Below are 24,284 nucleotides of genomic sequence, written 5' to 3' on the forward strand. Positions count from 1 at the left end.
CGGCGGCTCCCCGCACCGGCCCCGTACGCGCACCGGTGGCGACGGCCACGACCCCGCCGGAGCGCGGACCGGGAATTCCTCGGAGGTCGGGCCGAGAATGAAGCGGGCGGGGTCGTTCGCTTCCTACGGAATTCACCCGGCCCCACGGAGCACGGATAAAAAACACGCAAAAAAAGTGGCGGCATCGGGGCAGGCGCACATATCCATGCGCACAAGCCCGGAACGCGCCTCCCCCGGAAAGGCGTCAGCACAAGGAAAGGCCCGAAAGGCGGGGGCGCCAGTTACACGCGCACGCGACCGCCTTCACACCCCCTCACCAAGAAGCGTGTTCCCCACTCCTGTCCCACCGGCAATTCTCAGCAAAAGGCCGTCCACTCGGCAAAAGAGGGAAGGGGTTCACCACCCCGGTCGGCCGAACCCCCGCGCGGGAGGGCGCCATTCACCGACCACCCGGCCCGCCGGCGCGCACCGCCCGTACAGCCCGTACAGCCCGTCGGCACGGTCGGCCACGCAGGCCGCTTCGCAACGACAACACCCCGTCCGGTCGGCCGGTCCGCCCCCTTGGACGTCGAGCGCCCTGGACACCGTCTCCCCCGGCGGGGCCGCGGATACCCGCACCCCACCGCAACATGCCCCGGCTCCCACCCTCGCCCAAGTAGAGGCTTCCGCAGCCCCGTTGAACATGCCACAGTGGACCAACCACAGTGGACTATCGTCGGTGGCCAGATTGCACCGTCCACTGAGGAGTGTCAAGGGAGAACCGAAATGCACAGCCTCAACTCCACCGCCGCCACCCTCCTCGGCCTGCTGCACAGCGGCGAGGCCAGCGGCTACGAACTACTGGCCTTCGCCGAGGGGACGGTCGGCGCCTTCTGGACACTCACCCGCAGCCAGGTCTACCGCGAGCTGACCGCGCTGGCGAACCGCGGACTCATCACCGGCGGCGACGCGGGCCCCCGCGCCCGCGTCCGCTACCACCTCTCGGACGAGGGCCGCGAGGCGTTCGCCCACTGGATCATCCAGCCGCCGGGCACGGAACAGATCCGCTACCCGCTGCTGCTCTCCATCATCTTCGGCGGCCACCTCGACACGCAGACCCTGATGCGCTTCGTGGCGGACCACCGCACCGTCCACCAGGAGCGCCACGACGACTACCGCACCCGTCTCGCGACCGCCGAGGGCGGTCCCCACCTGCGTGCCACCCTCGCCTTCGGCCTGCGGTACGAGGAGGCGGTGCTCGCGTGGATGGACGAACTGCCGGCGATCCTCGACGCCTCGGAGCGCACGGCGGAGAAGGCTCCCGCCGCCGCGGCGGGGCTGCCCCAAGGCGCCTGACCGGGCGTCGTACACCAACGGACCGTGCCGCGCGGGTTCACCACCGCCCACGGCGCCTCTCCGATCGGCACCACAGTGACGATCGGTGCGGCACAAGAGTGACGAAGCCAAAGACGCAGATCATCGCTGCTCCAACAGCTTCTCGGAGACCGGGCCCAACGATCTGGACACGGTCGTCCGCGACGAAGCACATCGACTCCGCAGGACCCCCGCGGATCGCCGCACCAGGGCCGCACCGCACACCGGGCCGCCGCCAGGTGGCGGAACCGACCGACGCGGCCGGGTCCCGGTGCTCCTTCTCACCGGCCACGGGCGCCGGTACCCCGCCCACATCAGCGACATCGCCTGCCGCGGCGGAACACCGGCATCGCCGACGTCACCGGAAGAGTCCCGGCGCCGCCCCGGGCCGTGTGCCGGAAGTCCCGCCTGTCCTGCGACGCCCGGCACGCACGCTCTCCGGGCGGACGGCGCCGCTTCCCGCACACGGCCTTGCGCGTCGGGGTGGTGTCCGGCGGATCAAGGCCGGACAGTGCGCGGCGTTCGGTGCGGTGCGTCGCACGGCGTTGAAACCTCCTCGTCGCGGCGCGATTCGGTCGTTTCGGCAACGCCGCGAGGTGCCGTGCCGGGCGTCGCGACCCGGCCATGATCCGCCGGACACCACCTGACTAATCGGACCCGGTACGGTCCCCCCGCGTCCCGCCGGGGCCCCCGGCCGCGTCGGTGTCGCCCCGCGCCTGTGCGGGTGAGCGCTCCGGCGTCCGCGCGCTCCCTGCCGCGGAGGCGAGCGGGCCCAGATGTTGTGCGGCGCTGTCCAGCAGGCCGAGGTCGGCCTTGGTGTGCGCGACGGCGGCGTCGATCAGGACGGCGACCAGCGGCTCGTCTGCGTGGACGCGGCGCTGCCGCGCCAGGCCCGCGAGCTCGGACAGGTACGTCTGCCGCTGCGATTCGATCAGCGTGGCCAGGGCCTGCGGGCCCAGGGCGGAGGCCCCGAGGAGCTTCAGGAACAGTTCGTCGCGGAAGCCGCCGACACGCACCCAGGCGGTGGTCGCCCACGAGCGCAGCTCGGCCTCGCCCGCCTCGGTGAGGGTATAGAGGTTCTTGTCGGGCCGGTCGGTCTGCGCGACCTGCGAGCGTGAGACATAGCCGTCACGGACCAGCCGTTCGAGGATCTGGTACAGGTGACCGATGTTCAGGCCGCCCCACTGCGGGCCGATGGCCTCCTCGAAGCGGGCCTTGAGTTCGTACCCGTGGTTCGGTCGCCGGGTCAGCAGCGCGAGCACGGCGTGATGGAGCGGCATATACGTCCCTTCTACATTGTGACAACATACCCCTGAATTGGCGCAATGCAGGGGCGGCGAGAGACTGCCGCGACGCACGAGGGCGAGGGGCATCAATGGCCATGAGCGTGGCGTTACACGGGGTGAGCCGTCGGTATCCCGGGCTGACCGCTCTGGACGGGGTGGATCTGGAGGTCGCGGCCGGCGAGGTGGTGATGCTGACCGGTCCTTCCGGCGCCGGCAAGTCCACCGTTCTGCACGTGACGGGCGGCATGGACCGGCCCGACGAGGGACGCGTCGAGATCGACGGCGTGGAACTGGTGCCCCGGGACCTGGACCGTCACCGGCGGCGTATCGGCTTCGTCTTCCAGCGTTTCCACCTGCTGCCCGCGCTGACCGCGCTGGACAACGTACTCGCCCCCGTCCTGCCGCGCAGGGTGGACTTCGACCGGCGTGCCCGCGGCATGGAGCTGCTCGAAGCGGTCGGCCTCGACCGGCGGGCCGACGCCCTGCCTTCACAGTTGTCGGGCGGTCAGCAGCAACGCGTCGCCCTCGCACGCGCGTTGATCAACCGGCCGGGGCTGCTCCTGGCCGACGAGCCCACGGGCAACCTGGACAGCGTCATCGGGCGGGAGATCATCGACCTGCTGATGTCGCTGCGCGAGCGGTACGGGATGACGATGCTGATCGCCACGCACGACGCGGAGGTCGCCGCCCACGGCGACCGGGTGGTGCGACTGCAGGACGGCAGGATCACCTCCGACCAGCGGGTCACGCCCTCCGCCGACGTGCTGAACCGGCTGGGGGGCCTGCGCCCGTGATCACGGTGATCCTCGATCAGCTCCGGCGCAGACGCGGGCGCGCGCTGGCCCTGGCCGCCGGAATCCTGGTGGCGGCGACCAGTTTCACCCTGCTGACCTCGACGGTGAGCACGAGCCAGGCGGCCACCGTGGGCACCGTACGGGAGAACGCGCGGTCCGCGTACGACGTCCTGGTCCGCCCGCCCGACGCGCAGACGGACGTGGAACGGCAGCGCGGACTCGTCGCGCCGAACTTCCTGTCCGGGACGTTCGGCGGCATCACCATGGCCCAGTACGACCGCATCCGCGGCATGGCGGGGGTCGACGTGGCCGCGCCGGTCGCCAACATCGGCTACCTCATGGTGGCGAGCACCGTCACGGTGGACGTGTCCCGGTTCGTCGACGGCGACGCGTCCCGGCAGATCCTGCGCATCCGCCCCACGCTCACCTCCGGGCTCGGCAGCTACCGCACTTCGGACGAGTACGTCTACCTCACCCGCTCCCCCCTGACGTCGGGATCGGAGTCGGACGACCTCTTCGAGTCCGACACCCTGGAGGCGGGTGCGGTCGACAAGAACACCCAGCGGTACCAGATCCAGGGGAAGTACGACGTCTGCTTCTACGTCAACTGGGACAAGACCGAGAAGAAGAAGTTCGGTCTGGAACTGCCGTTGAAGCCGAACATCATCGCCGAAGACCTCAGTGACAGGTCGCCGTTCGACCCGGACCTGAGTTCGCGGATGAACTGCCAGTCCGGCCGGGACAAGGCCACCATCGACGTCCCGGTCAGTTATCCCGTGCTGCTGTCCGCCATCGACCCGGCGGCCGAGGACCGGCTGGTGGGCCTGGGCGGCACCATCGCCTCGGGCCGGATGCTCACCGAGCGGGACAAGCCGTGGACGGAGTCGACCGCCAAGAGCGTCCACGGCCGGCACGACATCTACATCCCGGCGCTGCTCAGCGACAACCCGCTGACCACCGGCACGCTCGACGCCACCGTGGAACGGCTCGACATCGGCGACCCGGCCCGACTGCCCTCGAAACTGGGCAACCCGACGGCGAACAGCTTCGTCCGGGGCCTGCGCGGCACCCTGGTGGGCAGGACCCGGGCCGACCTGGGCAAGGGCTACGAGAAAGCGCTGAGCGAGGACTCGTTCAACACCGATTCCTACTGGACGGTCGGCCCGGTCGTCTACCGCCGGACCTCCGACGGCGACCTGGCCGCACAGCCGCAGCCACCGCAGAACCCCGGCCTGTGGATCACCAACACGAACCAGCAGCCGTTCCCCAACGTCCCCGAGGAGAACCACCAGGGCACCCAGTACCGGAAGGTGACCAGCCACGCCGCCACGGACTGCATCGGACTGGGCGTCTGCGACCAACAGGACTCCGGACGCCTGCCCAACCCCTTCGTCCAACTGGTCGGCCGGTACGACACCGCTCGGCTGCCCGGCTTCTCGCCCCTGTCCGAAACCCCGTTGGAGACGTACCAGACGCCCCAGGTCACCGGCGCGGACAGCGCGACCCGGGCGAAGCTCCACGACGAGCCGCTGATGCCCGACCGCAACCTGGGCGGCTACGTCAGCCCGCCGCCCACCATGCTGACGACGATGGACTCCATCACCGCGCTCACCGGGAGCCGTCGCGTCCCGAGCCTCCAGGACAAGGCACCGGTCAGCGCGATCAGAATCCGGGTGGCCGGAGTGACCGGCGTCGACACCGCGTCCCGGGCGCGGGTGAACGCGGTGGCCGGGAAGATCCGGGCCGCCTACCCGCTGCTCCAGGTCGACGTCACCGTCGGCAGCTCGCCCGCGCCGCAGACGGTGGGCTTGAGCGACTCGGCCCGGGTGACGGAGCGCTGGGTCGCCAAGGGTGTTGCCCTGCGCATCCTCAGGGCAGTGGACACCAAGAGCGCGGTGCTCTTCGTCCTGGTCCTCGTCGTGTGCGCGCTCTTCCTCGGCCAGGCGGCGCTGGCCTCGGTGCGCTCACGCCGCACCGAGATCGGCACGCTGCGCTGCCTCGGCTGGAGCGGCGGCGAAGTGCTCCGCCTGATCCTCGGCGAACTGGCGGTGATCGGGCTGGCCGCCGGAGCCGCGGGCGCGGTGCTCGCGTACGTGCTGGGCCGGATACTGGGACAGCCCGGAGCCGGCGCGAAGTCGCTCCTCGTACTCCCGGTGGCGCTTGCGCTGGCCACGGTGGCGGGCCTGATCCCCGCCTGGCTCGCCACCCGGCTGGGGCCGATGGAAGCCGTCAGGCCCCCGGTGACGGCGGCCCGCCGCGCGCGCCCGGTGCGCTCGGTGGCCGGGCTGGCCGTGCTCAACCTGCTGCGCGTGCGGGGCCGCACGCTGCTGGGCGCGGCGGGACTGGCGCTGGGAGTCGCCGCCTTCACGGTGCTGCTCGCCCTGACGCTCGCCTTCCGGGGGGAGGTCGCCGGGTCGTTGCTCGGCAGTGCCGTGGTGGCGCAGGCACGCGGGGCCGACTATCTCAGCGTCGCCCTCTCCCTGCTGCTGGGCGCCGCCGGAGCCATCGACGTCCTGGTCATCTCGCAGCACGAACGCGCGGCCGATCTCGCGGTGCTGCGGGCGACCGGCTGGACCGACCGGGAGCTGGCGAAGCTGACCCTCCACGAGGGAATCGGACTGGCCCTGCTGGGCGGCCTGTCCGGTGCGGCGGCCGGTCTGGCCGGGGTGCTGGCCCTCGGCCGGGGCGTGCTGCACGGACACCTGCTGACGGTCACCGGCGCCGCGCTGCTGGCCACGCTCGCGGCGACCGCCCTGGTGGTGGCGGCTCTGGCGGTGCCGATCCGCGGGCTGTCCCGGATCAGCACCGCCCACCTGCTGGCCGCCGACTGAGCGGGCGGACGCCGCCGGGAACTACGGGACAGCCCTCAGCCGGGAGGCCCCCTCGGCGGCGCTCTTCGCGAGGGCCGCGGCCAGGTCCTTCGCCCGGTCCGCCCGGCCCCGGGCTCGCTCTCCTGTACAGAGCAGCCCGGACTGCGCGAAGTGGGCGCGCAGCGCGTCGGTGAGAATCCGGTCGAACGCCTGGCCGTCCGCGTCGGCCGCCGCCCGCAGGGTGTCGAGGCTGACCATGCCCGGCATGTCGTGCCCCTCGTGCGGATGGGTGTCGGGGACGCCCGAGAGCCGCAGCACCGCGCGAAGGCGGCGCAGGTCCGCTCGGAGTGTCGCGCCGGTGTCCGCCGCCAGGGCGGCCAGGGCCGGGTCCGCCGCGCGGGAGGGCGCCAGTTCGGTCAGCAGCCGTGCCCGCTCGGCCATGGGGATCATCAGGAGGATCCACGCGGTGTCGGTGGCGTTGAAGGCCGCTGCCGACGCCCCCGCCGTCGGCTGCGCGGTGCAGCCGACAGCGGGCAGCGCCAAGGCCACGACGCACGCCGACCACAGGGTCAGAACGTGCCGGCGGAGTTGCACTTGGCCTTCTGGTTGATGCAGTCCTTCACGCGGTGGCCGAGAGCGGCGTTGTCCCAGGCGTTGAAGAAGTCGCCGTGGATGGACGATGCCATGCCCGAAGCCAGCCGGAAGCCGGCGGCGCTGCCGCTGGTCGGGTAACTGGTGACGAAGGAGAGGTTGGGGATGGCGACGGGGTAGGCGCCGCTGCACGTGCCGTCGTACGTGAACGCCACGTGCGACTTGTGGTCGGGGCTGTCGAGGTTCTTGCCGTCCCAGCAGTCGGGGAAGACCAGTTGGTGGGTGAGGTGGGCGGTGGGGGCGCAGACCGGCCAGTTGCCGTCGGCACTGCGTCCGGTCTCGCCGCCCTGGCCGGCGCACCAGAACTGGCCGGGAGATCCCGCCGGGGTGGGTGTCTGCGTCTTGGCGCTGCCCGCGATCATGCGGAATCCCCGCGGGAAGGGAACGGTCGCCGCGGGGTCGGTGAGGCGGGAACCGTAGTAGACGATCATGCCTTCCGGTTCGACGGCCGTGTCGCCCTCGTAGAGGGTGGGGATCCAGTACGCCGAGAGGTCGACGGCGGGGGTGCAACTGGTCGGCGTGCTGGCCGACAGCGACTCGGACGTGGAGAACGCGTCGGTGCTCCGGTTGCCGAAGAAGCTGTGCATGTGGGACGCACCCGGCAGTCCCGGCAGGACGATGGGGTCGTCCGGCCTGGAGTGGCTGTAGGTGCAGGTGGCGTTGAACTCCGGTACCCGGACATTGTTCGCGGGCACCGCGGCCGGTGTCATCGCACGGAACTGCGCCAGCTGCGCGTTCCACTTGGCCTGGTCGACGGGGACCCATCCGGCCGCCGCCCCGTCTCCCTCACCGGCGAAGGAGAACCAGTTGATGTTGACGAAGTCGCCGGGTGCCGAGGAGCGCAGCACGGCGAACACCGTCTGCGTGCCGGTGGGATGAGTGGCGACCTCGGTGGTCAGGGTCGACCAGCTCTGCCAACCGCCGGTCGGGGAGACCGTGATGACGGCGAGCAGCGGTCCGGTCGGCGCGGCGGTACGGAGTTCCACCGTGCCCGAGCCCGCGGCGGAGGCGGCCCGGACCGAGACCGTCAGCCGGCCGGATCCGCCGAGGTCGACGCCGTCGAAGCGCATCCAGTCGCCGTCGGCGAGGTAGGCGGCGTTCTGCCCGCCGCCGCTGTCCGCGGTCGCCTCCAGGGTGACGCCGGACTGCGCCGCGTAGGACTCGGCCTGGACCGTGACCGTCGCGGCCCGCGCCTGGGGGGCCGAGACGGTCAGACTCAACGCGGCGGCCAGTACGACCACCAGAGCGCTGACCAACGAGGTGTACAGAGGAACGGGAAATCTGCGCATGTCACTTCCTCACGGCTGGGGGGGGTGAAGACCGAGGGGTGAAGACCTGCTTCGCGCCGGTCCACGGCGACGCCGGGGGACGGAGCCGTACGGTGTCCCGTGTCCCGGCGCGATCCAGTGGCGACGGGGCGAACCTTGGCTGACACGGCACCAGGTGGCCCGGGCCGCCCCGCGCAAGGGGTGGAGCGGCCCGGGAGCACCGCGCGCACGGGAGTGGTGAAGCGCCGGGGCTACTGGTAGACCCGCACGTAGTCGACGAGCATCCTGGAGGGGAACGGGGTGCCGGCGTCCGGCGGGCCCGGCCAGTCGCCTCCGACCGCCAGGTTGAGGATCATGTAGTGCGGGTGGTCGAAGATCCACGGCCCGCGGGTCTGCTCCACCTGGTCCTTGTCGAGGGTGAGGACGGTCCGGCCGTCGAGGCTGAAGGTGATGCCCCGGCTGTTCCAGTCGGCGGCCCAGGTGTGGTAATCGCCGGAGAAGTCGGCGTTCCCGGGCAGCGTGTACGGTGCGCCGATGCCGCCCCCGCCGTTGTACGCGGGCGCGTGGACGGTCGAGTACGCCGTCTTCACGTCCTTGCCGAGGATTTCCATGATGTCGACCTCGCCGTTGTACGGCCACGGGCGGCCCGTCAGGAAGTCGGCGCCCATCATCCAGAACGCGGGCCACAGGCCGTTGCCCTGGGGGACCTTGATGCGTGCTTCGACGCGCCCGTAGGTGAACTGGAAGGTCGCGCCGGTGTTCATCCGCGCCGAGGTGTACTGACAGGTGGTGCTGCCGCTCAGCGGGTCGGTCGGGCACGACGATCCGGCGGTGGTCTCCTTGCGCGCCTCCATCACCAGGTGCCCCGCCCCGTCCAGGGCGGCGTTGCGGTGATCGGTGTAGTACTCCAGCTCGTTGTTGGGACCGACGCCCGGATCGGCCCGCCACTTCGACGCGTCGGGCTTGCCGCCCGCCGCGCCGTCGAACTCGTCGCTCCAGACGAGCCGCGGCGGATTCGCGGGGTCGCTCGGCAGGGGCGGGGGCTGGATCGGAGCGCCGCCCGTGCCGTACACCTGGAACTCCCACAGCGAATAGCCGTACGGGGTGGCGCGCTGCGTCCCGTACATGCGCACGTAGCGGCCGGTTCCCGAGACGGCGAGCGTCTGCTTGAAGCCGGTGCCGGACGTCGTCGAGTAGACCGGCGTCCAGTCGGCTCCGTTCGAGGAGACCTGGATCTGGAAGGACTTGGCGTAGGCGGGATCCCATTGCAGGACCACCTTGTCGATCTGTGCCGTCGCGCCGAGGTCGACGGAGATCCAGCCGGGATCGGTCCATCCGGTGGTGGGGCTCGTGGCCCAGCGGGAGGCCGGGTCGCGGTCGAAAGCCCTGGCGGGCGTGCACTCCCAGCAGTTCGAGTCGGCCTGCGAGGAAGAAGCGGCGCCCGGCCTGCCGTAGGAGAGGAGCCGGCCCGCGTCGCCACCGGGGGTGCCCGTACCGGCGGTCCCGTAGACCTGGAACTCCCACAGGGAGAAGCCGTACTGCGTGGCGCGCTGCGTCCCGTACATCCGCACATAACGGCCGGTGCCCGAGACGGCCAGGTCCTGGACGCCTCCCGTGCCCGCGGCCGTCTGGTGGACGACGGTCCAGCTCACCGCGTCGCTCGACACCTCGATCCTGAACGCCTTGCCGTAGGCGGCCTCCCAGTTGAGGACGACCCGGCTGATCCCGGCACTGGCACCGAGGTCGATCTGAATCCACTGCGGGTCCGCGAAGGCGCTGGACCAGCGCGTCCCGGGGTCTCCGTCGACGGCGCTCTGAGCGACGAAGGGGTTTTCGGTACTCGAAGCGGTGGCGGGCTTCCCCTGCGAGAGCAGGACCTCCGCCGCCTGGGCTGAGGGGGCGGGCAGAGCGGTGAGAGCGAGAGTCGAGGCCACGAGGGCCAGAAGTAAGGCGAAGCGACGCAGCAGGGTGTGCACGGGCGACTCCTCAAGTGGGGGCGAGGGAGGACGGACTCCGGGGAGCGCTCCCTGGAAGGGAGGATGGAGGGGCATGCCAAGGCTGTCAATATCTCTTTCACCTCGAAAAAACGGCACCCTCCGGACCGGAAAGGGCTGAGGGAACGGTCCCTCAGAAGTCGCCCGCGGCAGGGCCGTACCCGGTCCGGCGGCGAGCGGAACGCGCCCGAACCCCGCCCTCGCCACTCCGGCCTGCGGATACGCTGCTCACATCGCCACGACGCAGAGCCGGAGGTCGCCCCGATGAGAGAACCCGCCCCGCGCAGGGCCCCGGGCGGCGGCACGGGGGACGGACCCGCATGAGACGCCCCACCCTCGAAGTGGTCGCCGCCCGCGCGGGCGTCTCCAAATCGAGCGTCTCCCGTGTCATCAACGGCGAGACGACGGTCGCCCCCCAGATCCGGGACGTCGTCATGCGCGCCGTCCACGAACTGGGCTACGTGCCCAACGGCGCGGCCCGCAACCTCGTTACCCGCCGCACGGACACCGTCGCCGTCGTGGTCTCCGACCCGCCCCAGGGCGTCGTCTCCGACGACCCGCTCTTCTCCGCGGTGGTGCGGGCCGTCAGCAGAGAGCTCGAAAAGGCGGGTAAACGGCTCGTCCTCATGCTCGCGGAGTCCGACCAGAGCCGGACCCGGGTGGTGCGGTACATCGCCGGCGGGCACGTGGACGGCGTGCTCCTGGTCGCCCTGCACGGTACGGATCCGCTGCCGGCCGCCCTGGCGCGCCAGGGCCTGCCCGTCGTGTCCTTCAACCGCACCTCCGCCCAGGACGTGCCGTACGTGGCGCTGGACAACACCGGCGGAGCGGCCCTGGCCGTACGCCACCTCCTGGAGCGCGGACGCCGCCGCATCGCCACCATCACCGGGCCGCTCGAACTGTACGAAGCGCGCGAACGCCTCGACGGCTACCGCCGGACCCTTCGCGACACCGGCAGGCGCTCCATCGTGGCCCTGGGCGACTTCACCCGGACCTCCGGCGCCGAAGCCATGCGCCAACTCCTGGAGGACGACCCCCACCTCGACGCGGTGTTCGCCGCCAACGACCTGATGGCGATCGGCGCCCTGCGCACCCTCCACCGGGCGGGCCGACGCGTCCCCGACGACGTGGCGGTCATCGGCTTCGACGACATAGAAGCCGCGGCCTACACCACCCCCGCCCTGACCTCGGTACGCAGCCCGATGTCCGACCAGGCCACCGCCGCCGTCCACCTGCTCCTCGGCCTGATCGACGGCGGCCCCGCGACGCCGGTGATCATGCCGAACGAACTCGTGGTGCGCGATTCGACCTGATCAGCTGGGGCACCCCGCCACGGCAGCGGTGCCGCACCGTGCGCACGGTGCGGCGACGGATGCGGGGCCCCGCGGATTCGTCCGTCCTCGAACGGACCGAAGACCGTGCTGACCCCAGGTCAGTCGTCCTTCTTCACCGGCTCCAGAATCGCCACGCACTCCACGTGGTGCGTCATCGGGAACAGGTCGAACGCCCGCAGCGTGCGCACCTTGTAGCCGCCGTCCCGGAAGTACGCGAGGTCCCGTGCCAGGGCCGCCGGGTCGCACGCGACGTACGCGATGCGTCGCGCGCCCAGCCCCGAGAGGTGCTTGACGACCTGCTTGCCGGCGCCGGCGCGGGGCGGGTCGAGGACGATGAGGTCGCACTCGGTGATGCCGGTGCGGGGCAGGATCTGGTCGACCTTGCCGTGCTCGATGCGGACCCGGTCGAGGTCCTTCAGGTTGTGGCGGGCGTCCTCGACGGCGCGCTTGCCGGACTCGATGCCGAGGACCGCGCCCTTCTCGCCGATGCGCTGGCCGATGGCACCGGCGAAGAGGCCGACGCCGCAGTAGAGGTCGAGGGCGGTGTCGTTCTTGCGGGGCAGCAGGCCCTGCATGACGGCGCGGACCAGGGTGTTGGCGGCCTGCGGGTGGACCTGCCAGAAGCCGCCGGAGCCGACGCGGTAGGTGCGGTCGTCGGCGACCTCGCGGACGAAGGCGCGGCCGTGGACGCGGTGCACTCCGCCGTCGTGCTCCTCGACGCGCAGGACGGAGACCGGCTTGTCGAGCTCGACCAGCGGGAGCCGGCCGCCGGGCTTCGGGGTGAGGACGACCTGGCGGTCGTGGGAGCCGGTGGCGGAGATCGCCTCGACGCCGGCCAGCGTGGGCCAGGTGCGCTTCTCGACGCCCAGCTCGGTGACGCCGGGGGCGGCGATCATGCAGTGGTCGATCGGCTGGACGTCGTGGGAGCGGTGCTTGCGCAGTCCCGCGCGGCCTTCGTCGTCGATGGCGTACTGGACGCGGGTGCGCCAGGCGGGCACCTCTCCGGCGGGGAGCTTGTCGCCCTCGGCGGGCATGACGGTGCCGTCCCAGCCGGCCTCTTCCGGGGTGAGGCCCGCGAGGCGCTGGAGCTGTTCGGCGATGACCTCGCCCTTGAGCCTGCGCTGGGCGCCCGGCTTGGCGTGCTGCCAGTCGCAGCCGCCGCACATGCCGGGTCCGGCGTACGGGCACGGCGCGGGCACGCGGTCCTTGGACGCCTCGATGACGGTGACGGCGTCGGCGCGCAGGAAGCGGGAGTCGGTGTCGCCGTCGGTGACGCGGGCGATGATCTTCTCGCCGGGGAGCGTGTGGCGTACGAAGAGCACCCGGCCCTCGGCCGTACGGGCGATGCAGTGGCCTCCGTGCGCGACGGGCCCGACCTCGACCTCGTACTCCTCCCCGACCAGCGACGACGTGGATTCGTTCTGCATGAGGGGAAGCTCCAGAGATCGGGGGACGAACAGAGGTACGGCGGTCGCGCAGAGGCACAGCAGTCGCGGGCCGTACTCCGCAGCGGAAGCCGGGCGACGAGTTCCGGCCCCTACGCACGCGGCCGGACAACAGCCCACCAGTCTACGTGGGAGTCGTCCGGCCGTTCACCACACCACGGAGGGACCAGGCGGAGAGAGGCGCGGCCGGATGGCCGCCCCTCCCCCGCTCAGGACTTCTTCGCCTGCTCCTTGGGCCTGCGCTCGACCGGTCCGCGCCGGACGGAGCCCGGGGCGGTCCACTCGGCGCGCCTGCGGGCGCGCTTCTTCGCGACCTCGGAGGACTCCAGCTGGTACGGCACGGAGGTGACCATGACGCCGGGGGTGAAGAGCAGGCGCCCCTTCAGTCGCAGCGCGCTCTGGTTGTGCAGCACGTGCTCGTACCAGTGCCCGACGACGTACTCGGGGATGTAGACGCTCACCACGTCGCGCGGGCTCTCCCGGCGCAGCCCCTTGACGTACTCGATGACGGGGCGGGTCACCTCGCGGTAGGGGGAGTCGAGGATCTTGAGCGGGACGTTGATGCCGCGCCGTTCCCAGTCCTCGCGCAGCGCCTTCGTCTCCTGCGGGTCGACGCTGATGGAGAGCGCCTCCAGGTGGTCCGTGCGGATCAGCTTCGCGTAGGCGAGGGCGCGCAGGGTGGGGCGGTGGAGCTTGGAGACCAGGACGATGGCGTGGACGCGCGAGGGCCGGACGGTCTCGTCGGACGGGGTCTCGTCGGCGGCGATCTCGCGGGCGACGCGGTCGTAGTGCTTGCGGATCGCGGTCATCGTTCCGTAGAAGATCACCATGCCGAGCAGGGCGACCCAGGCGCCGTGGGTGAACTTGGTGGCGAGGACGACGACCAGCACCAGGCCGGTGAAGAAGGCGCCGAAGGTGTTGATGGCCCGCGAGCGGATCATGCGGCGGCGGGCGTTCGGGTCCTTCTCGGTGCGCAGGTGCCGGTTCCAGTGCCGGACCATGCCCGTCTGGCTGAGGGTGAAGGAGACGAAGACGCCGACGATGTAGAGCTGGATCAGGCGGGTGGAGTCCGCGCCGTAGATCCAGACCAGCAGGATGGCCGCCCCGGCCAGCAGCACGATGCCGTTGGAGAAGGCGAGGCGGTCGCCGCGGGTGTGCAGCTGGCGCGGCAGGTAGCGGTCCTGGGCGAGGATCGAGCCGAGCAGCGGGAAGCCGTTGTACGCGGTGTTCGCGGCGAGGAAGAGCACCAGCGCGGTGGCCGCGGCGAGGACGACGAAGAGGAAGGAGCCGTCTCCGAAGACGGCCGCGGCGACCTGGGAGATCACCGGGTCCTGCGTGAATCCGGAACCGACCGAGGTGCCGTTGTGGAACAGGTCCTTCGCCGGGTTCTCGGCCATCTTGACGTCGGTGACCATGGCCAGCGCGATGATCCCGCAGAACATGGTGACGGCCAGCAGGCCCATCATCGCGAGGGTGTTCGCGGCGTTCTTGCTCTTCGGTTTGCGGAAGGCGGGTACGCCGTTGCTGATCGCCTCCACGCCGGTGAGCGCGGCACAGCCGGAGGAGAAGGCGCGCAGCAGCAGGAAGACCAGCGCGAACCCGGCCAGTCCCCCGTGCTCGGGCTTGATGGTGAAGTCGGCGGTCGGCGCGTGCATGGAGTCGCCGAGGACCAGTCCGCGGAAGGCGCCCCAGATGATCATGATGAAGACGCCGACGACGAAGAGGTAGGTCGGGATGGCGAAGAGCTTCCCCGATTCCTTCACTCCGCGCAGGTTCATCAGCGTCAGCAGCACGATCGCGGCGATCGCGCAGAGCGTCTTGTGCTCGACGACGAAGGGGATCGCGGAGCCGAGGTTCTCGACGCCGGAGGAGATCGACACGGCGACGGTGAGGACGTAGTCGACGAGCAGCGCGCTGGCGACGGTGAGTCCGGCCTTGGGGCCGAGGTTGGTGGTGGCGACCTCGTAGTCGCCGCCGCCGCTCGGGTAGGCGTGGACGTTCTGCCGGTACGAGGCGACGACCGTGAACATCAGGACCACGACGGCGACCGCGATCCACGGGCTGAAGTGGTACGCCGACACGCCCGCGATGGAGAGCACCAGGAGGACTTCTCCTGGGGCGTACGCCACCGAGGACAGCGGGTCGGATGCGAAGACGGGGAGGGCGATGCGCTTGGGGAGGAGCGTTTCTCCCAGCTTGTCGCTGCGCAGAGCCCGTCCGATCAAGATCCGCTTGGGCACGTCGGTCAGTTTGGACACGCAGAGGATCGTAAGCGTTGCCCGGGGGCCCGGTGTCCCCCGCTACCGCGTGGCACCCCAATCTCCTGCGTACAGCGGAAAAGTTCGCAAAATCCTTAACGAAATCCTTGCGCTTTCTCCCGCCGATGTGACGCATCGCGTCCACTCCGCCGCTTTCAGTCACTCATTCGTGCTGGTTCCGCGCGCGCCTGACGGACTTTTCCCCCGTGCGCCGCGCTCCGGACCGGCTCGACCCGCCCTCCCCCTCTCTCTTTACTCCGTCTTTGCCGCCGCTTTCGCTCGCCTTGCACCGGTGCGCGCTCCGCCTTTGCCCGGTCGCTGGGCCGAACGCACACTCGGGTGAGGCGGGCGCGGGGATGCCGCTTAAGCTCATCTCCGGGCAACGACGGACGTGGTTGCCCCGTTTCTTTGCCCGGTAAGCCGAGAGAGAGTTGTGAGCACAGTGTTTTCGCAGGTCAGCCGGACGACCAGGACTGCGAGGTAGGCACAGGGTGCATATCGTCATCATGGGCTGCGGGCGAGTCGGAGCCGCTCTCGCGCAGACCCTGGAACAGCAGGGGCACACGGTCGCCGTGATCGATCAGGACCCCACGGCGTTCCGACGCCTCGGTTCCGGGTTCGGTGGCCGCCGCGTCACCGGAGTCGGCTTCGACCAGGACACCCTCCGCGAGGCGGGTATCGAGGAAGCCGGCGCTTTCGCCGCCGTCAGCAGCGGCGACAACTCGAACATCATCGCCGCCCGGGTGGCCCGCGAGATGTTCAGCATCGAGAACGTCGCGGCCCGCATCTACGACCCCCGCCGCGCGGAGGTCTACCAGCGTCTCGGCATTCCCACCGTGGCCACGGTCCGCTGGACGGCGGACCAGATGCTGCGGCGGCTGCTGCCGTCCGGCGCCGAACCGCTGTGGCGCGACCCGAGCGGCGGTGTGCAGCTCGCGGAGGTGCACACCTCGGCGGCGTGGATCGGTCACAAGATCAGCACGCTCCAGGAGGAGACGGGGGTGCGGGTGGCTTTCCTCACCCGACTGGGCGAAGCGATCCTGCCCTCGTCCCAGACGGTGCTGCAGGAGGGTGACCTGGTCCACGTGATGATGCGTACGGACGAGGTCGCGAAGGTCGAGGCGGCCTTCGCCGAGGGCCCCGAGGAAGGCGGTCACTGATGCGCGTGGCGATTGCCGGCGCCGGCGCGGTGGGCCGTTCCATCGCGGCCGAGCTGCTGGAGAACGGGCACGAGGTGCTGCTCGTCGACAAGGCCCCCACCGCCATCTCGGTGGAGCGGGTCCCCATGGCCGAGTGGCTCCTCGCGGACGCCTGCGAGATCACCTCACTGGACGAGGCGGCGCTCCAGCGCTGCAACGTCGTGATCGCGGCGACCGGTGACGACAAGGTCAACCTGGTCGTCTCGCTGCTCGCGAAGACCGAGTACGGGGTGCCGAGGGTCGTGGCCCGCGTCAACAACCCCAAGAACGAGTGGCTCTTCAACGAGTCCTGGGGTGTCGACGTCGCGGTCTCCACGCCGCGTCTGATGTCGGCGCTGGTGGAAGAGGCGGTGAGCGTCGGCGACCTGGTCCGGCTGCTGCGCTTCAGCCACGGCGACGCCAACCTGGTCGAACTGACCCTGCCCCCGGAGTCGGCCGTGGCCGGCACGCAGGTGGGCGCGGTGGAGTGGCCTGAGGACACCTCGCTGGTCACCATCATCCGGGGCACGCGGGTGCTGACCCCGAGCCCCGAGGAGACGCTGGAGGCCGGTGACGAGCTGCTGTTCGTGGCCGCGCAGGCCCGCGAGGAGCAGCTCGAAGACCTGCTGTCGGTACGCCGGGGCGTAGCGGCCGAGGACTGAGCCGAGGCGGCGCCGGCCGCACCGGCCGAGGGCCGGGACCGAGTGGTACGCACTCGGTCCCGGCCCTTCTCCGTACCCGGAGGCGACCAGGGCCCAGGGCGTACGGTCTCCCATCGGCGCGCGGGCGTGCTGGCGTGCTGGCGTGCTGGCGTGCGACGCACGGTCCGGTCTCCCGTCAGCGCGCGTGCGCCCCGGGGCCGCCGGTGCTGGCGTGCTGGCGTGCGACGCACGGTCCGGTCTTCCGTCAGCGCGCGTGCGCCCCGGGGCCGCCGGTGCTGCCGCGGACGACGAGCCGGTGCGGGATCGTCAGGTCGGAGGCGGGCAGCTCGTTGCGGGGGCTGTAGACGCGGTCGGCGAGGCACTGCAGGGCCCGTGCGGCGATCTGGCGCTTGTCGGGCGAGACGGTGGTGAGGCCCGGGTGGCTGAACCGGCCGTCCTCGATGTCGTCGAACCCGACGATCGCCAAGTCCTCGGGGACCCGTATCCCCCGCGCGTGCGCCGTGTGCAGGGCGCCCAGGGCCAGCTCGTCGCTGAACGCGAACACCGCGTCCGGTACGCCGCCGTCCGCGCCGCCCCCGTCCCCGTCCCCGTCGAGCAGCTCCGCCATGGCCCGGGCCCCGTCGCTCCGGTGCAGCGCGGCCACGGGGCGCTCCCACGCGGGACGGGGCTCGACACCGGCTCGCCGCAGTGCCCTGCGGTATCCCGCCGCCCGCTGCTGGGCCGTGCCGTTCTCCAGGTGCGGCTGGAGGCCGATGGCGGCGACGCGGCGGCGGCCACGCTCCAGCAGGTGGGTGGTGGCCTCGTCCGCGGCGGCGACGTTGTCGACCGCCACCCGGTCCGCCAGTCCGCCGGGGCTCCGCTCGCCGAGCAGCACGACCGGGAGCGCGCGAGCGGTGGCCGTGAGGTCCCGCGCTTCCAGCGCCCAGGGGCTGATGACGAGTCCGTCCATCACCCGCCCCCCGTCCCCGGTCAGCAGGCGTCGCTCGGCCTCGGCGTCGCCCAGCGTCTGGTCGATGATCACGGTCCAGGACCGGCGTTGCGCCTCCTCCACCAGCAGGCCGGCGAGTTCGGCGAAGTAGGGCGAGTGCAGCTCCGGGATGGCGAGGCCGATGATGCCCGTGCGGCCGGCCCGCAGGCTGCGCGCCGCGAGGTTGGGCCGGTAGCCCAGCTCGTCGATGGCCCGCTGCACCCGCAGGCGGGTCTGCTCCGCGACCGGCGCGGAGCCGTTGACCACGTTCGACACCGTGCGCGGGGAGACCCCGGCGCGGAGGGCCACGTCCTTCAGGCTGCTGCTCACCCCGACATCGTGGCACACCCGCACCCCTGTTGCCACGTTGCAATCAACGATGTAAAACTGCCGGACAGTCCACCGGCGCACCCCGTACGACCACCACAGGAGGCATCCGATGACCCAGTACTCCCCCTACGCCCACCCCCGCCCCACGACGGCCGGCCTCGACGTCGACGTGTCACGGGACGTGGAGGCCCTCTACACGGACGGCATCACCGCGCGGAAGGGAGCCTTCACCCCGGAGTGGACCGACCGGCTCCGCGAGGACATCGAGGTGGCCTTCGAGGAAGCGCTCGGGCGGCCCGGCGGCGCGGTCGGACGCGGCCCGCACCGCTACTACGTGGAGATCCACCCCGAGCAGCTGCGCGGCTTCGTCGACCTCGTCGAGCACCCGTGGGTGCGGTCCGTGTGCGAGGCGGTGCTCGGCCCCGGCTACCGGATCGTCGAGCTGGGCTTCGACGTGCCGCTCGCGGGGGCGGTCGACCAGCCGTGGCACCGGGACTTCCCGATGCCCGAGGAGACCCGCGCCGAGCGGCGGCTGACCTCCCTCGCCTTCAACGTGACGGCCGTCGACACCGAGGAGGACATGGGCCCCTTCGAGATAGCCCCGGGCACCCAGTGGGACGACAGCCCGGAGTTCGGCCACGGCATGTTCCCGCCCCGGCCGCACTACCCGCGCTACGAGGAACGAGCCGTACGCAAGTACCCGAAGCGCGGCGACATCTCGGCCCGCAGTGCGCTGACCGTCCACCGCGGCACCACCAACCACTCCGCGAAACCGCGCCCCGTGCTGGTCCTCGGGGTCGACGGCCCGGAGGCCACGAACGGCGAACGCCACGACACCGCCGCGACCCGTCCGTACTGGGAGAGCCTCCCCGAGCGGGTCCGGCGCCACCTCGACTGCGCGGTCGTCGACGTGCTGGTGCCCGTGACCCAGAAGCACACCATCGAAGGCCTCGTCATGGGCGACGCCTGAGGGCCCCGGAACACAGGCCCGGAGCGCACGCCGGGAACGAACGCCGGGAACGAACGCCGGGAACGAACGCCGGGAACGAACGCCGGAGGCGGCGGACACAGGACGTGTCCGCCGCCTCCGGCCGGTGTGCGTGCCGCTGCCCTCAGACGTCGTGGTTCCGCGCCGCCGCGGTCTCCGCGCCCCGGACGCTCTCGGCCTCCGCCTCGCGGGCCCGCTCCGCGGCGCGCTCCGCCTCGCGGTCCTTCTCCGCCTGCTCGGCGGCCTCCATCTCGGCGAAGACGTCGATCGGGGCCGGCGCCTTGGCCAGGAAGACCCAGGTGAGGTACACCGCGAGCAGGAACGGCGGGATCTTCAGTCCGACCAGCACCCAGCCGAGCTGCGCGGTGTCGGCCCACCAGTAGAGCGGGAAGAGGATCGCGCACTTGGCGAGCAGGATGAGGCCCCAGGCGTAGCTGGCCTTGGCGTAGGCGCGCTTGCGGCCGGGGTTCCTGGTCCGCCAGGAGAGGTTCTCCTTGAAGACCGGGCCGAGGATCAGCCCGATCAGCGGGACACCCGCCAGGGTGGTGATCAGGTAGGCCAGTGCCAGGCCGAGCGTGTAGAGCATGCCCGGGAGGTAGAAGTCCTTGGCGTTGCCCGTGATCATCGCGAAGACCACGCCGAAGGCCACGCCGAAGACGCCGCTGAAGGCGTGCTTGACGGTGTCCTTGCGGACCAGCCGGACGACGACCAGCAGCAGCGAGACCGCCAGGGCCGCGATGGCCGAGACGTGCAGGTTCTTGTTGACGGTGAAGATGGTGACGAAGAGCAGTCCGGGCAGGACGGTCTCCACCATCCCCCGGACCCCGCCGAACGCCTCGAAGAGGGCGGCCTCGGTGACCGCCCTGTTCGTCGCGTCCTGCTGATCCGTGTCCGGGGTACGGTCCCCGTCGTGCGTCGGCTTGTCGTCAGACGTCACCGGCTACTCCTTGCCCAGCGGTCGCAATTCGTATGTGGGGTTGAACAGCACCCGGCGCCCGTGGCTCATGGCGACGCGGCCCGAGACGATGAGCCGGCGGCCGGGCTCGATGCCGACGATGGAGCGACGGCCGAGCCAGACCACGTCCAGCGGCGCGGTGCCGTCGAAGAGCTCCGCCTCCAGGGCGGGCACTCCGGCACGCGGTCGCAGGGTGACGGTCCGCAACGTACCAGCCACCTTGACGATCTGGCGGTCCGAGCATTCGGAGATGCGGGTGCACCCCGACACGTGCGCGTCCTCCTGGAGCTCCTCGGACTCCAGGTCCTCCTGGGAGCTGGAGAGGCGGTCGAGCATGCGCCGGAAGCGTCCGGTGGACCGCTCCGACTTCCCGGCCTTGTCGAATCGAGGAACAGCACTCATACCCGAAGAGTACCGGTCCCGCGAGCTACGCGCGGGCTCCGGAAAACTCACTCGAACGAGTGCATGACCTCGGGTGTACGGCCGCGTACGCCGGGCTCGTCAGGGGTGGATGCCGAGCCCGGCGACGGGCTCGGCGCCGCCGGGTGCACGGCCCGTACGACGGGCTCAGCCGCGCTCGAAGCGGTAGCCCATGCCCGGCTCGGTGACGAAGTGCCGGGGGTGCGAGGGATCCGCCTCCAGCTTGCGCCGGAGCTGGGCCATGTAGACCCGCAGATAGTTGGTCTCGGTGCCGTAGGAGGGGCCCCAGACCTCCTGGAGGAGCTGTTTCTGGCTGACGAGGCGGCCACTGTTGCGGACCAGGACCTCCAGCAGGTGCCACTCGGTGGGGGTGAGGCGGACGTCACGGCCGTCGCGGTGGACCTTCTTGGCCGCCAGGTCGACGGTGAAGCCCTCGGTCTCGACGATCACCACGTCGTCGGCGCCGTCCTGGCCGACCGGCTCGGCCCGGCGGACCGAGGCACGCAGCCGGGCCAGCAGCTCGTCCATGCCGAAGGGCTTGGTCACGTAGTCGTCGGCGCCCGCGTCCAGCGCCTCCACCTTCTCGTCCGAGGTGTGCCGGGCGGAGAGCACCAGGATCGGCACCCGGGTCCAGCCCCGGAGCCCCTTGATGACCTCGACGCCGTCCATGTCGGGCAGGCCGAGGTCCAGCACCACCACGTCGGGGTGGCGGGCGGCGGCGAGCTGGAGGGCGGTGGCCCCGTCGGGCGCGGCGTCGACCTCGTACTTCCGCGCCTTCAGGTTGATCACGAGGGCGCGTACGATCTGCGGCTCGTCGTCGACCACAAGCACCCGGGTCATCGCGGTCCTGCCTTTCTGCTGCTGTAGGGAGAAGAGAGTCTGCTGCACGCGGATGTCGGGAGCGTGACGGCCCCCTCAGCCGTCCCGCGCACCCCGGGGGCCACGTACATCCCGGGGGCCACGTGCACCCCACGCGCCACACGCACGCCGGGCGTCACGCACACCCCGGGGTGTGCGCACACTTCCGGCGTCACGAGGTGACCTGCGGGGACAGGTCCTGGCTGGCGGGTACGTAGTCGGCCGCCGTCTTGAGGGTGAGCACCATGGTCATGCCGCCGCCGGGGGTGTCCTCGGCGTCGAGGGTGCCGCCCATCGACTCGGCGAACCCCCGGGCGACCGCGAGGCCGAGGCCGACCCCGGCGCCGCGCGGGGCGTCGCCGTACCGCTGGAAGGGCTCGAAGATCCGCAGCTTGCCCTCGTCCGGGACGCCGGGGCCCCGGTCGGAGACCCGGAGCTCGACGCGGTCGCCCAGCGTGCTGGCGGCCACGGTGACGGGCGTGCTGTCCGGACTGTACTTGACGGCGTTCTCGACGATGTTGGCCACGGCCCGTTCCAGCAGGCCCGGGTCGACGGCGACCATCGGCAGGGTCTCCGGGATGTCGAGCTCGACGCTCCCCTCGGGTACGCCTCCGAGCGCCATCGGGACCACCTCGTCGAGGTCGATCTCCCGGATCAGCGGGGTGACGGTCCCGGTCTGGAGGCGCGACATGTCGAGGAGGTTGCCGACCAGGTGGTCCAGGCGGTCGGCACCGTTCTCTATGCCTTCGAGGAGTTCGGCCTCGTCGTCCTCGGACCAGGCGACGTCGTCGGAGCGCAGGGAGCTGACGGCGGCCTTGATGGCGGCGAGCGGGGTGCGCAGGTCGTGGCTGACGGCGGCGAGCAGGGCGGTCCGGATGCGGTTGCCCTCGGCGAGCCTGCGGGCCTTCTCGGCCTCGCCGACCAGGCGCTGACGGTCCAGTACGACGGCCGCCTGGGCGGCGAACGCGCCGAGCACCCGGCGGTCCTCGGCGGGCAGGACGCGGCCGGAGAGGGCGAGCGCCATGTGGTCGCCGACCGGCATGTCCACGTCGGCGTCGTCGGGCCGGGTCACCGGGCTGGGTCCGACCGAACCTGCGCAGGTCCACGGTTCGACGTCGCTCTGCCGTTCCAGCAGGGCGACGGACTCCATGGCGAAGGTCTCGCGGACCCGTTCCAGCAGGGCGTCGAGGGTGGTCTCACCGCGCAGCACGCTGCCGGCCAGGAAGGAGAGGATCTCCGACTCGGCGCGCAGCCGTGCGGCCTGGTGGGTACGTCTCGCCGCCAGGTCGACCACGGAGGCCACCGCCACCGCCACCGCGAAGAAGATCACGATGGCGACGATGTTCTCCGGGTCCTGCACGGTGAGGGTGTGGGTCGGTGGGGTGAACCAGTAGTTGAGCAGCAGGGATCCGGCGGCGGCGGAGGCGAGCGCCGGGAGCAGGCCGCCGAGCAGGGCGGCGGCCACGGTCAGGAAGAGGAAGAGCAGGACGTCGTTGGCGAGCCCCGGGCCGTCCTCCATGCTGCGCAGCAGTACGGAGAGGAGCGCGGGGCCGCCGACGCCGACGAGCCAGCCCCAGATGATCCGGGCGCGGCCGAGCCGGGCGCCCCGGGCGATGGGCAGCCCCCTGCCCTTGGCCACCTCGTCATGGGTGACGATGTGGACGTCGAGGTCGGGTCCGGACTCGCGGGCTACGGTGGCGCCCACCCCGGGGCCGTAGATGTACTGCCAGGCCTTGCGGCGGCTGGACCCGAGGACGATCTGGGTGGCGTTGACCCCGCGCGCGAAGGCGAGGAGCGCGGCGGGGATGTCGTCGCCGATGACGTGGTGGAAGGTGCCGCCGAGGTCTTCGACCAGGGTCCGCTGGACGGTGAGTTCCTTGGGCGAGGCCGAGGTGAGGCCGTCGCTGCGGGCGATGTAGACGGCGAGGATCTCGCTGCCGGAGCCCTTGGCGGCCATCCGGGAGGCGCGGCGTATGAGGGTGCGGCCCTCGGGTCCGCCGGTGAGGCCCACGACGATGCGTTCGCGGGCCTGCCAGGTGGAGCTGATGTTGTGCTCGCCCCGGTACTGCTGGAGGTATTCGTCCACCCGGTCGGCGACCCAGAGCAGGGCCAGCTCGCGCAGGGCGGTGAGGTTGCCGGGGCGGAAGTAGTTGGAGAGGGCCGCGTCGAGCTTGTCGGGCTTGTAGATGTTGCCGTGGGCCATGCGGCGGCGCAGCGCCTGGGGCGACATGTCGACCAGTTCGATCTGGTCGGCGCGGCGGACGACCTCGTCGGGGACGGTCTCGCGCTGCCGGACGCCGGTTATCGACTCGACCACGTCGCCGAGCGATTCCAGGTGCTGGATGTTGACGGTCGAGACGACGTCGATGCCGGCCTGGAGGAGTTCCTCGACGTCCTGCCAGCGCTTGGCGTTGCGGGCGCCGGGGACGTTGGTGTGGGCGAGTTCGTCCACGAGGGCGACCTGGGGGGCCCGTTCCAGTACGGCGTCGACGTCCATCTCGGTGAAGACCGCCGAGCGGTACTCGATCTCGCGGCGCCGGATCTGTTCGAGGCCGTGCAGCATGACCTCGGTACGGGGCCGGTCGTGGTGCTCGACGAAGGCGACGACGCAGTCGGTGCCGCGTTCGATGCGCCGGTGGGCCTCCGAGAGCATGGCGTAGGTCTTGCCGACGCCGGGTGCCGCCCCCAGGTAGATACGAAGCTTGCCGCGTGCCATGGCCCCATTGTCTTCTC

The 24,284-nt window shown here is 71.3% G+C and carries 18 protein-coding genes; 7 read left to right on the top strand and 11 right to left on the bottom strand.

Annotated elements, in window-relative coordinates; all coding sequences use genetic code 11:
- The first annotated feature begins 765 nt into the window (after positions 1 to 765).
- Positions 766 to 1,335, top strand: a complete 570-nt coding sequence (locus tag ACFWEE_RS11920; protein ID WP_386888467.1) for a PadR family transcriptional regulator — start codon at positions 766 to 768, stop codon at positions 1,333 to 1,335.
- A gap of 665 nt (positions 1,336 to 2,000) precedes the next feature.
- Here the strand turns inward: ACFWEE_RS11920 and ACFWEE_RS11925 are convergent.
- Positions 2,001 to 2,633 (bottom strand): helix-turn-helix transcriptional regulator, encoded by a 633-nt coding sequence (locus ACFWEE_RS11925; RefSeq protein WP_386888468.1) that lies wholly within the window; start codon positions 2,631 to 2,633, stop codon positions 2,001 to 2,003.
- Between the two features lie 101 nt (positions 2,634 to 2,734).
- On the opposite strand from ACFWEE_RS11925, the gene ACFWEE_RS11930 reads away from it, so the two are divergent.
- Positions 2,735 to 3,433 carry an ABC transporter ATP-binding protein gene (locus tag ACFWEE_RS11930; RefSeq protein WP_386888469.1) on the top strand — a complete coding sequence of 233 codons (699 nt, stop codon included), beginning with the start codon at positions 2,735 to 2,737 and terminating at the stop codon, positions 3,431 to 3,433.
- A complete protein-coding gene (locus tag ACFWEE_RS11935) occupies positions 3,430 to 6,264 on the top strand; it encodes an FtsX-like permease family protein (protein ID WP_386888470.1) in 2,835 nt (944 codons plus the stop codon). The genes ACFWEE_RS11930 and ACFWEE_RS11935 overlap by 4 nt, the downstream gene beginning before the upstream one ends.
- Positions 6,265 to 6,285: 21 nt before the next feature.
- Here the strand turns inward: ACFWEE_RS11935 and ACFWEE_RS11940 are convergent, their stop codons facing one another.
- The 3 genes from ACFWEE_RS11940 to ACFWEE_RS11950 form a co-directional block, all read right to left on the bottom strand.
- Positions 6,286 to 6,837, bottom strand: a complete 552-nt coding sequence (locus ACFWEE_RS11940; RefSeq protein WP_386888471.1) for a DUF305 domain-containing protein — start codon at positions 6,835 to 6,837, stop codon at positions 6,286 to 6,288.
- Complete coding sequence (locus ACFWEE_RS11945; RefSeq protein WP_386888472.1) at positions 6,813 to 8,183, bottom strand: DUF1996 domain-containing protein; 1,371 nt, start codon at positions 8,181 to 8,183, stop codon at positions 6,813 to 6,815. Before ACFWEE_RS11945 ends, ACFWEE_RS11940 begins: the two co-directional genes overlap by 25 nt.
- Positions 8,184 to 8,413: 230 nt before the next feature.
- A complete protein-coding gene (locus ACFWEE_RS11950) occupies positions 8,414 to 10,138 on the bottom strand; it encodes a discoidin domain-containing protein (RefSeq protein ID WP_386888473.1) in 1,725 nt (574 codons plus the stop codon).
- Between the two features lie 338 nt (positions 10,139 to 10,476).
- Between ACFWEE_RS11950 and ACFWEE_RS11955 the strand changes: the two genes are divergently transcribed.
- On the top strand, positions 10,477 to 11,469 hold the full coding sequence (locus ACFWEE_RS11955) for a LacI family DNA-binding transcriptional regulator (RefSeq protein ID WP_386888474.1): 993 nt from the start codon (positions 10,477 to 10,479) through the stop codon (positions 11,467 to 11,469).
- Between the two features lie 119 nt (positions 11,470 to 11,588).
- Here ACFWEE_RS11955 and ACFWEE_RS11960 read toward each other — a convergent pair whose 3' ends face one another.
- Together ACFWEE_RS11960 and ACFWEE_RS11965 are read right to left on the bottom strand one after the other, a co-directional pair.
- Entirely contained in the window at positions 11,589 to 12,917 is a 1,329-nt protein-coding gene (locus tag ACFWEE_RS11960; RefSeq protein WP_386888475.1) for a class I SAM-dependent RNA methyltransferase, read from the bottom strand.
- A gap of 227 nt (positions 12,918 to 13,144) precedes the next feature.
- Positions 13,145 to 15,193 carry an APC family permease gene (locus tag ACFWEE_RS11965; protein ID WP_386888476.1) on the bottom strand — a complete coding sequence of 683 codons (2,049 nt, stop codon included), beginning with the start codon at positions 15,191 to 15,193 and terminating at the stop codon, positions 13,145 to 13,147.
- Between the two features lie 491 nt (positions 15,194 to 15,684).
- Between ACFWEE_RS11965 and ACFWEE_RS11970 the strand changes: the two genes are divergently transcribed.
- Both ACFWEE_RS11970 and ACFWEE_RS11975 read left to right on the top strand, forming a co-directional pair.
- Complete coding sequence (locus ACFWEE_RS11970) at positions 15,685 to 16,353, top strand: TrkA family potassium uptake protein (RefSeq protein ID WP_327178420.1); 669 nt, start codon at positions 15,685 to 15,687, stop codon at positions 16,351 to 16,353.
- Entirely contained in the window at positions 16,353 to 17,033 is a 681-nt protein-coding gene (locus ACFWEE_RS11975) for a TrkA family potassium uptake protein (protein WP_327178419.1), read from the top strand. Before ACFWEE_RS11970 ends, ACFWEE_RS11975 begins: the two co-directional genes overlap by 1 nt.
- A 244-nt stretch (positions 17,034 to 17,277) precedes the next feature.
- Here ACFWEE_RS11975 and ACFWEE_RS11980 read toward each other — a convergent pair whose 3' ends face one another.
- Entirely contained in the window at positions 17,278 to 18,330 is a 1,053-nt protein-coding gene (locus ACFWEE_RS11980; protein ID WP_386888477.1) for a LacI family DNA-binding transcriptional regulator, read from the bottom strand.
- A 109-nt stretch (positions 18,331 to 18,439) separates the two neighbouring features.
- Between ACFWEE_RS11980 and ACFWEE_RS11985 the strand changes: the two genes are divergently transcribed.
- Positions 18,440 to 19,300 carry a phytanoyl-CoA dioxygenase family protein gene (locus tag ACFWEE_RS11985; RefSeq protein ID WP_386888478.1) on the top strand — a complete coding sequence of 287 codons (861 nt, stop codon included), beginning with the start codon at positions 18,440 to 18,442 and terminating at the stop codon, positions 19,298 to 19,300.
- Positions 19,301 to 19,442: 142 nt separating this feature from the next.
- On the opposite strand, the gene ACFWEE_RS11990 is transcribed toward ACFWEE_RS11985, so the two are convergent.
- From ACFWEE_RS11990 to ACFWEE_RS12005, 4 genes are all read right to left on the bottom strand, one after another.
- Positions 19,443 to 20,255, bottom strand: coding sequence for a DUF3159 domain-containing protein (locus tag ACFWEE_RS11990; RefSeq protein WP_386888479.1), 813 nt, complete (start codon positions 20,253 to 20,255; stop codon positions 19,443 to 19,445).
- Between the two features lie 3 nt (positions 20,256 to 20,258).
- Positions 20,259 to 20,609, bottom strand: a complete 351-nt coding sequence (locus tag ACFWEE_RS11995; protein WP_386888575.1) for an OB-fold nucleic acid binding domain-containing protein — start codon at positions 20,607 to 20,609, stop codon at positions 20,259 to 20,261.
- Between the two features lie 231 nt (positions 20,610 to 20,840).
- Complete coding sequence (locus ACFWEE_RS12000) at positions 20,841 to 21,533, bottom strand: response regulator (RefSeq protein ID WP_327178415.1); 693 nt, start codon at positions 21,531 to 21,533, stop codon at positions 20,841 to 20,843.
- Positions 21,534 to 21,723: 190 nt separating this feature from the next.
- Positions 21,724 to 24,267: an ATP-binding protein gene (locus ACFWEE_RS12005; RefSeq protein WP_386888480.1), complete on the bottom strand. Its 2,544-nt coding sequence runs from the start codon at positions 24,265 to 24,267 to the stop codon at positions 21,724 to 21,726.
- Positions 24,268 to 24,284: the final 17 nt, after the last annotated feature.

This window comes from Streptomyces sp. NPDC060184, assembly GCF_042728795.1.
In the GTDB taxonomy this organism is placed as follows: domain Bacteria; phylum Actinomycetota; class Actinomycetes; order Streptomycetales; family Streptomycetaceae; genus Streptomyces.

Excerpts from the sequence above, each read along its gene's own strand:
- ACFWEE_RS11920 (WP_386888467.1), top strand. The coding sequence starts at position 766 with ATGCACAGCCTCAACTCCACCGCCGCCACCCTCCTCGGCCTGCTGCAC.
- ACFWEE_RS11925 (WP_386888468.1), bottom strand. The coding sequence starts at position 2,633 with ATGCCGCTCCATCACGCCGTGCTCGCGCTGCTGACCCGGCGACCGAAC.
- ACFWEE_RS11930 (WP_386888469.1), top strand. The coding sequence starts at position 2,735 with ATGAGCGTGGCGTTACACGGGGTGAGCCGTCGGTATCCCGGGCTGACC.
- ACFWEE_RS11945 (WP_386888472.1), bottom strand. The coding sequence starts at position 8,183 with ATGCGCAGATTTCCCGTTCCTCTGTACACCTCGTTGGTCAGCGCTCTG.
- ACFWEE_RS11955 (WP_386888474.1), top strand. The coding sequence starts at position 10,477 with ATGAGACGCCCCACCCTCGAAGTGGTCGCCGCCCGCGCGGGCGTCTCC.
- ACFWEE_RS11960 (WP_386888475.1), bottom strand. The coding sequence starts at position 12,917 with ATGCAGAACGAATCCACGTCGTCGCTGGTCGGGGAGGAGTACGAGGTC.
- ACFWEE_RS11975 (WP_327178419.1), top strand. The coding sequence starts at position 16,353 with ATGCGCGTGGCGATTGCCGGCGCCGGCGCGGTGGGCCGTTCCATCGCG.
- ACFWEE_RS11985 (WP_386888478.1), top strand. The coding sequence starts at position 18,440 with ATGACCCAGTACTCCCCCTACGCCCACCCCCGCCCCACGACGGCCGGC.
- ACFWEE_RS11995 (WP_386888575.1), bottom strand. The coding sequence starts at position 20,609 with ATGCTCGACCGCCTCTCCAGCTCCCAGGAGGACCTGGAGTCCGAGGAG.
- ACFWEE_RS12000 (WP_327178415.1), bottom strand. The coding sequence starts at position 21,533 with ATGACCCGGGTGCTTGTGGTCGACGACGAGCCGCAGATCGTACGCGCC.
- ACFWEE_RS12005 (WP_386888480.1), bottom strand. The coding sequence starts at position 24,267 with ATGGCACGCGGCAAGCTTCGTATCTACCTGGGGGCGGCACCCGGCGTC.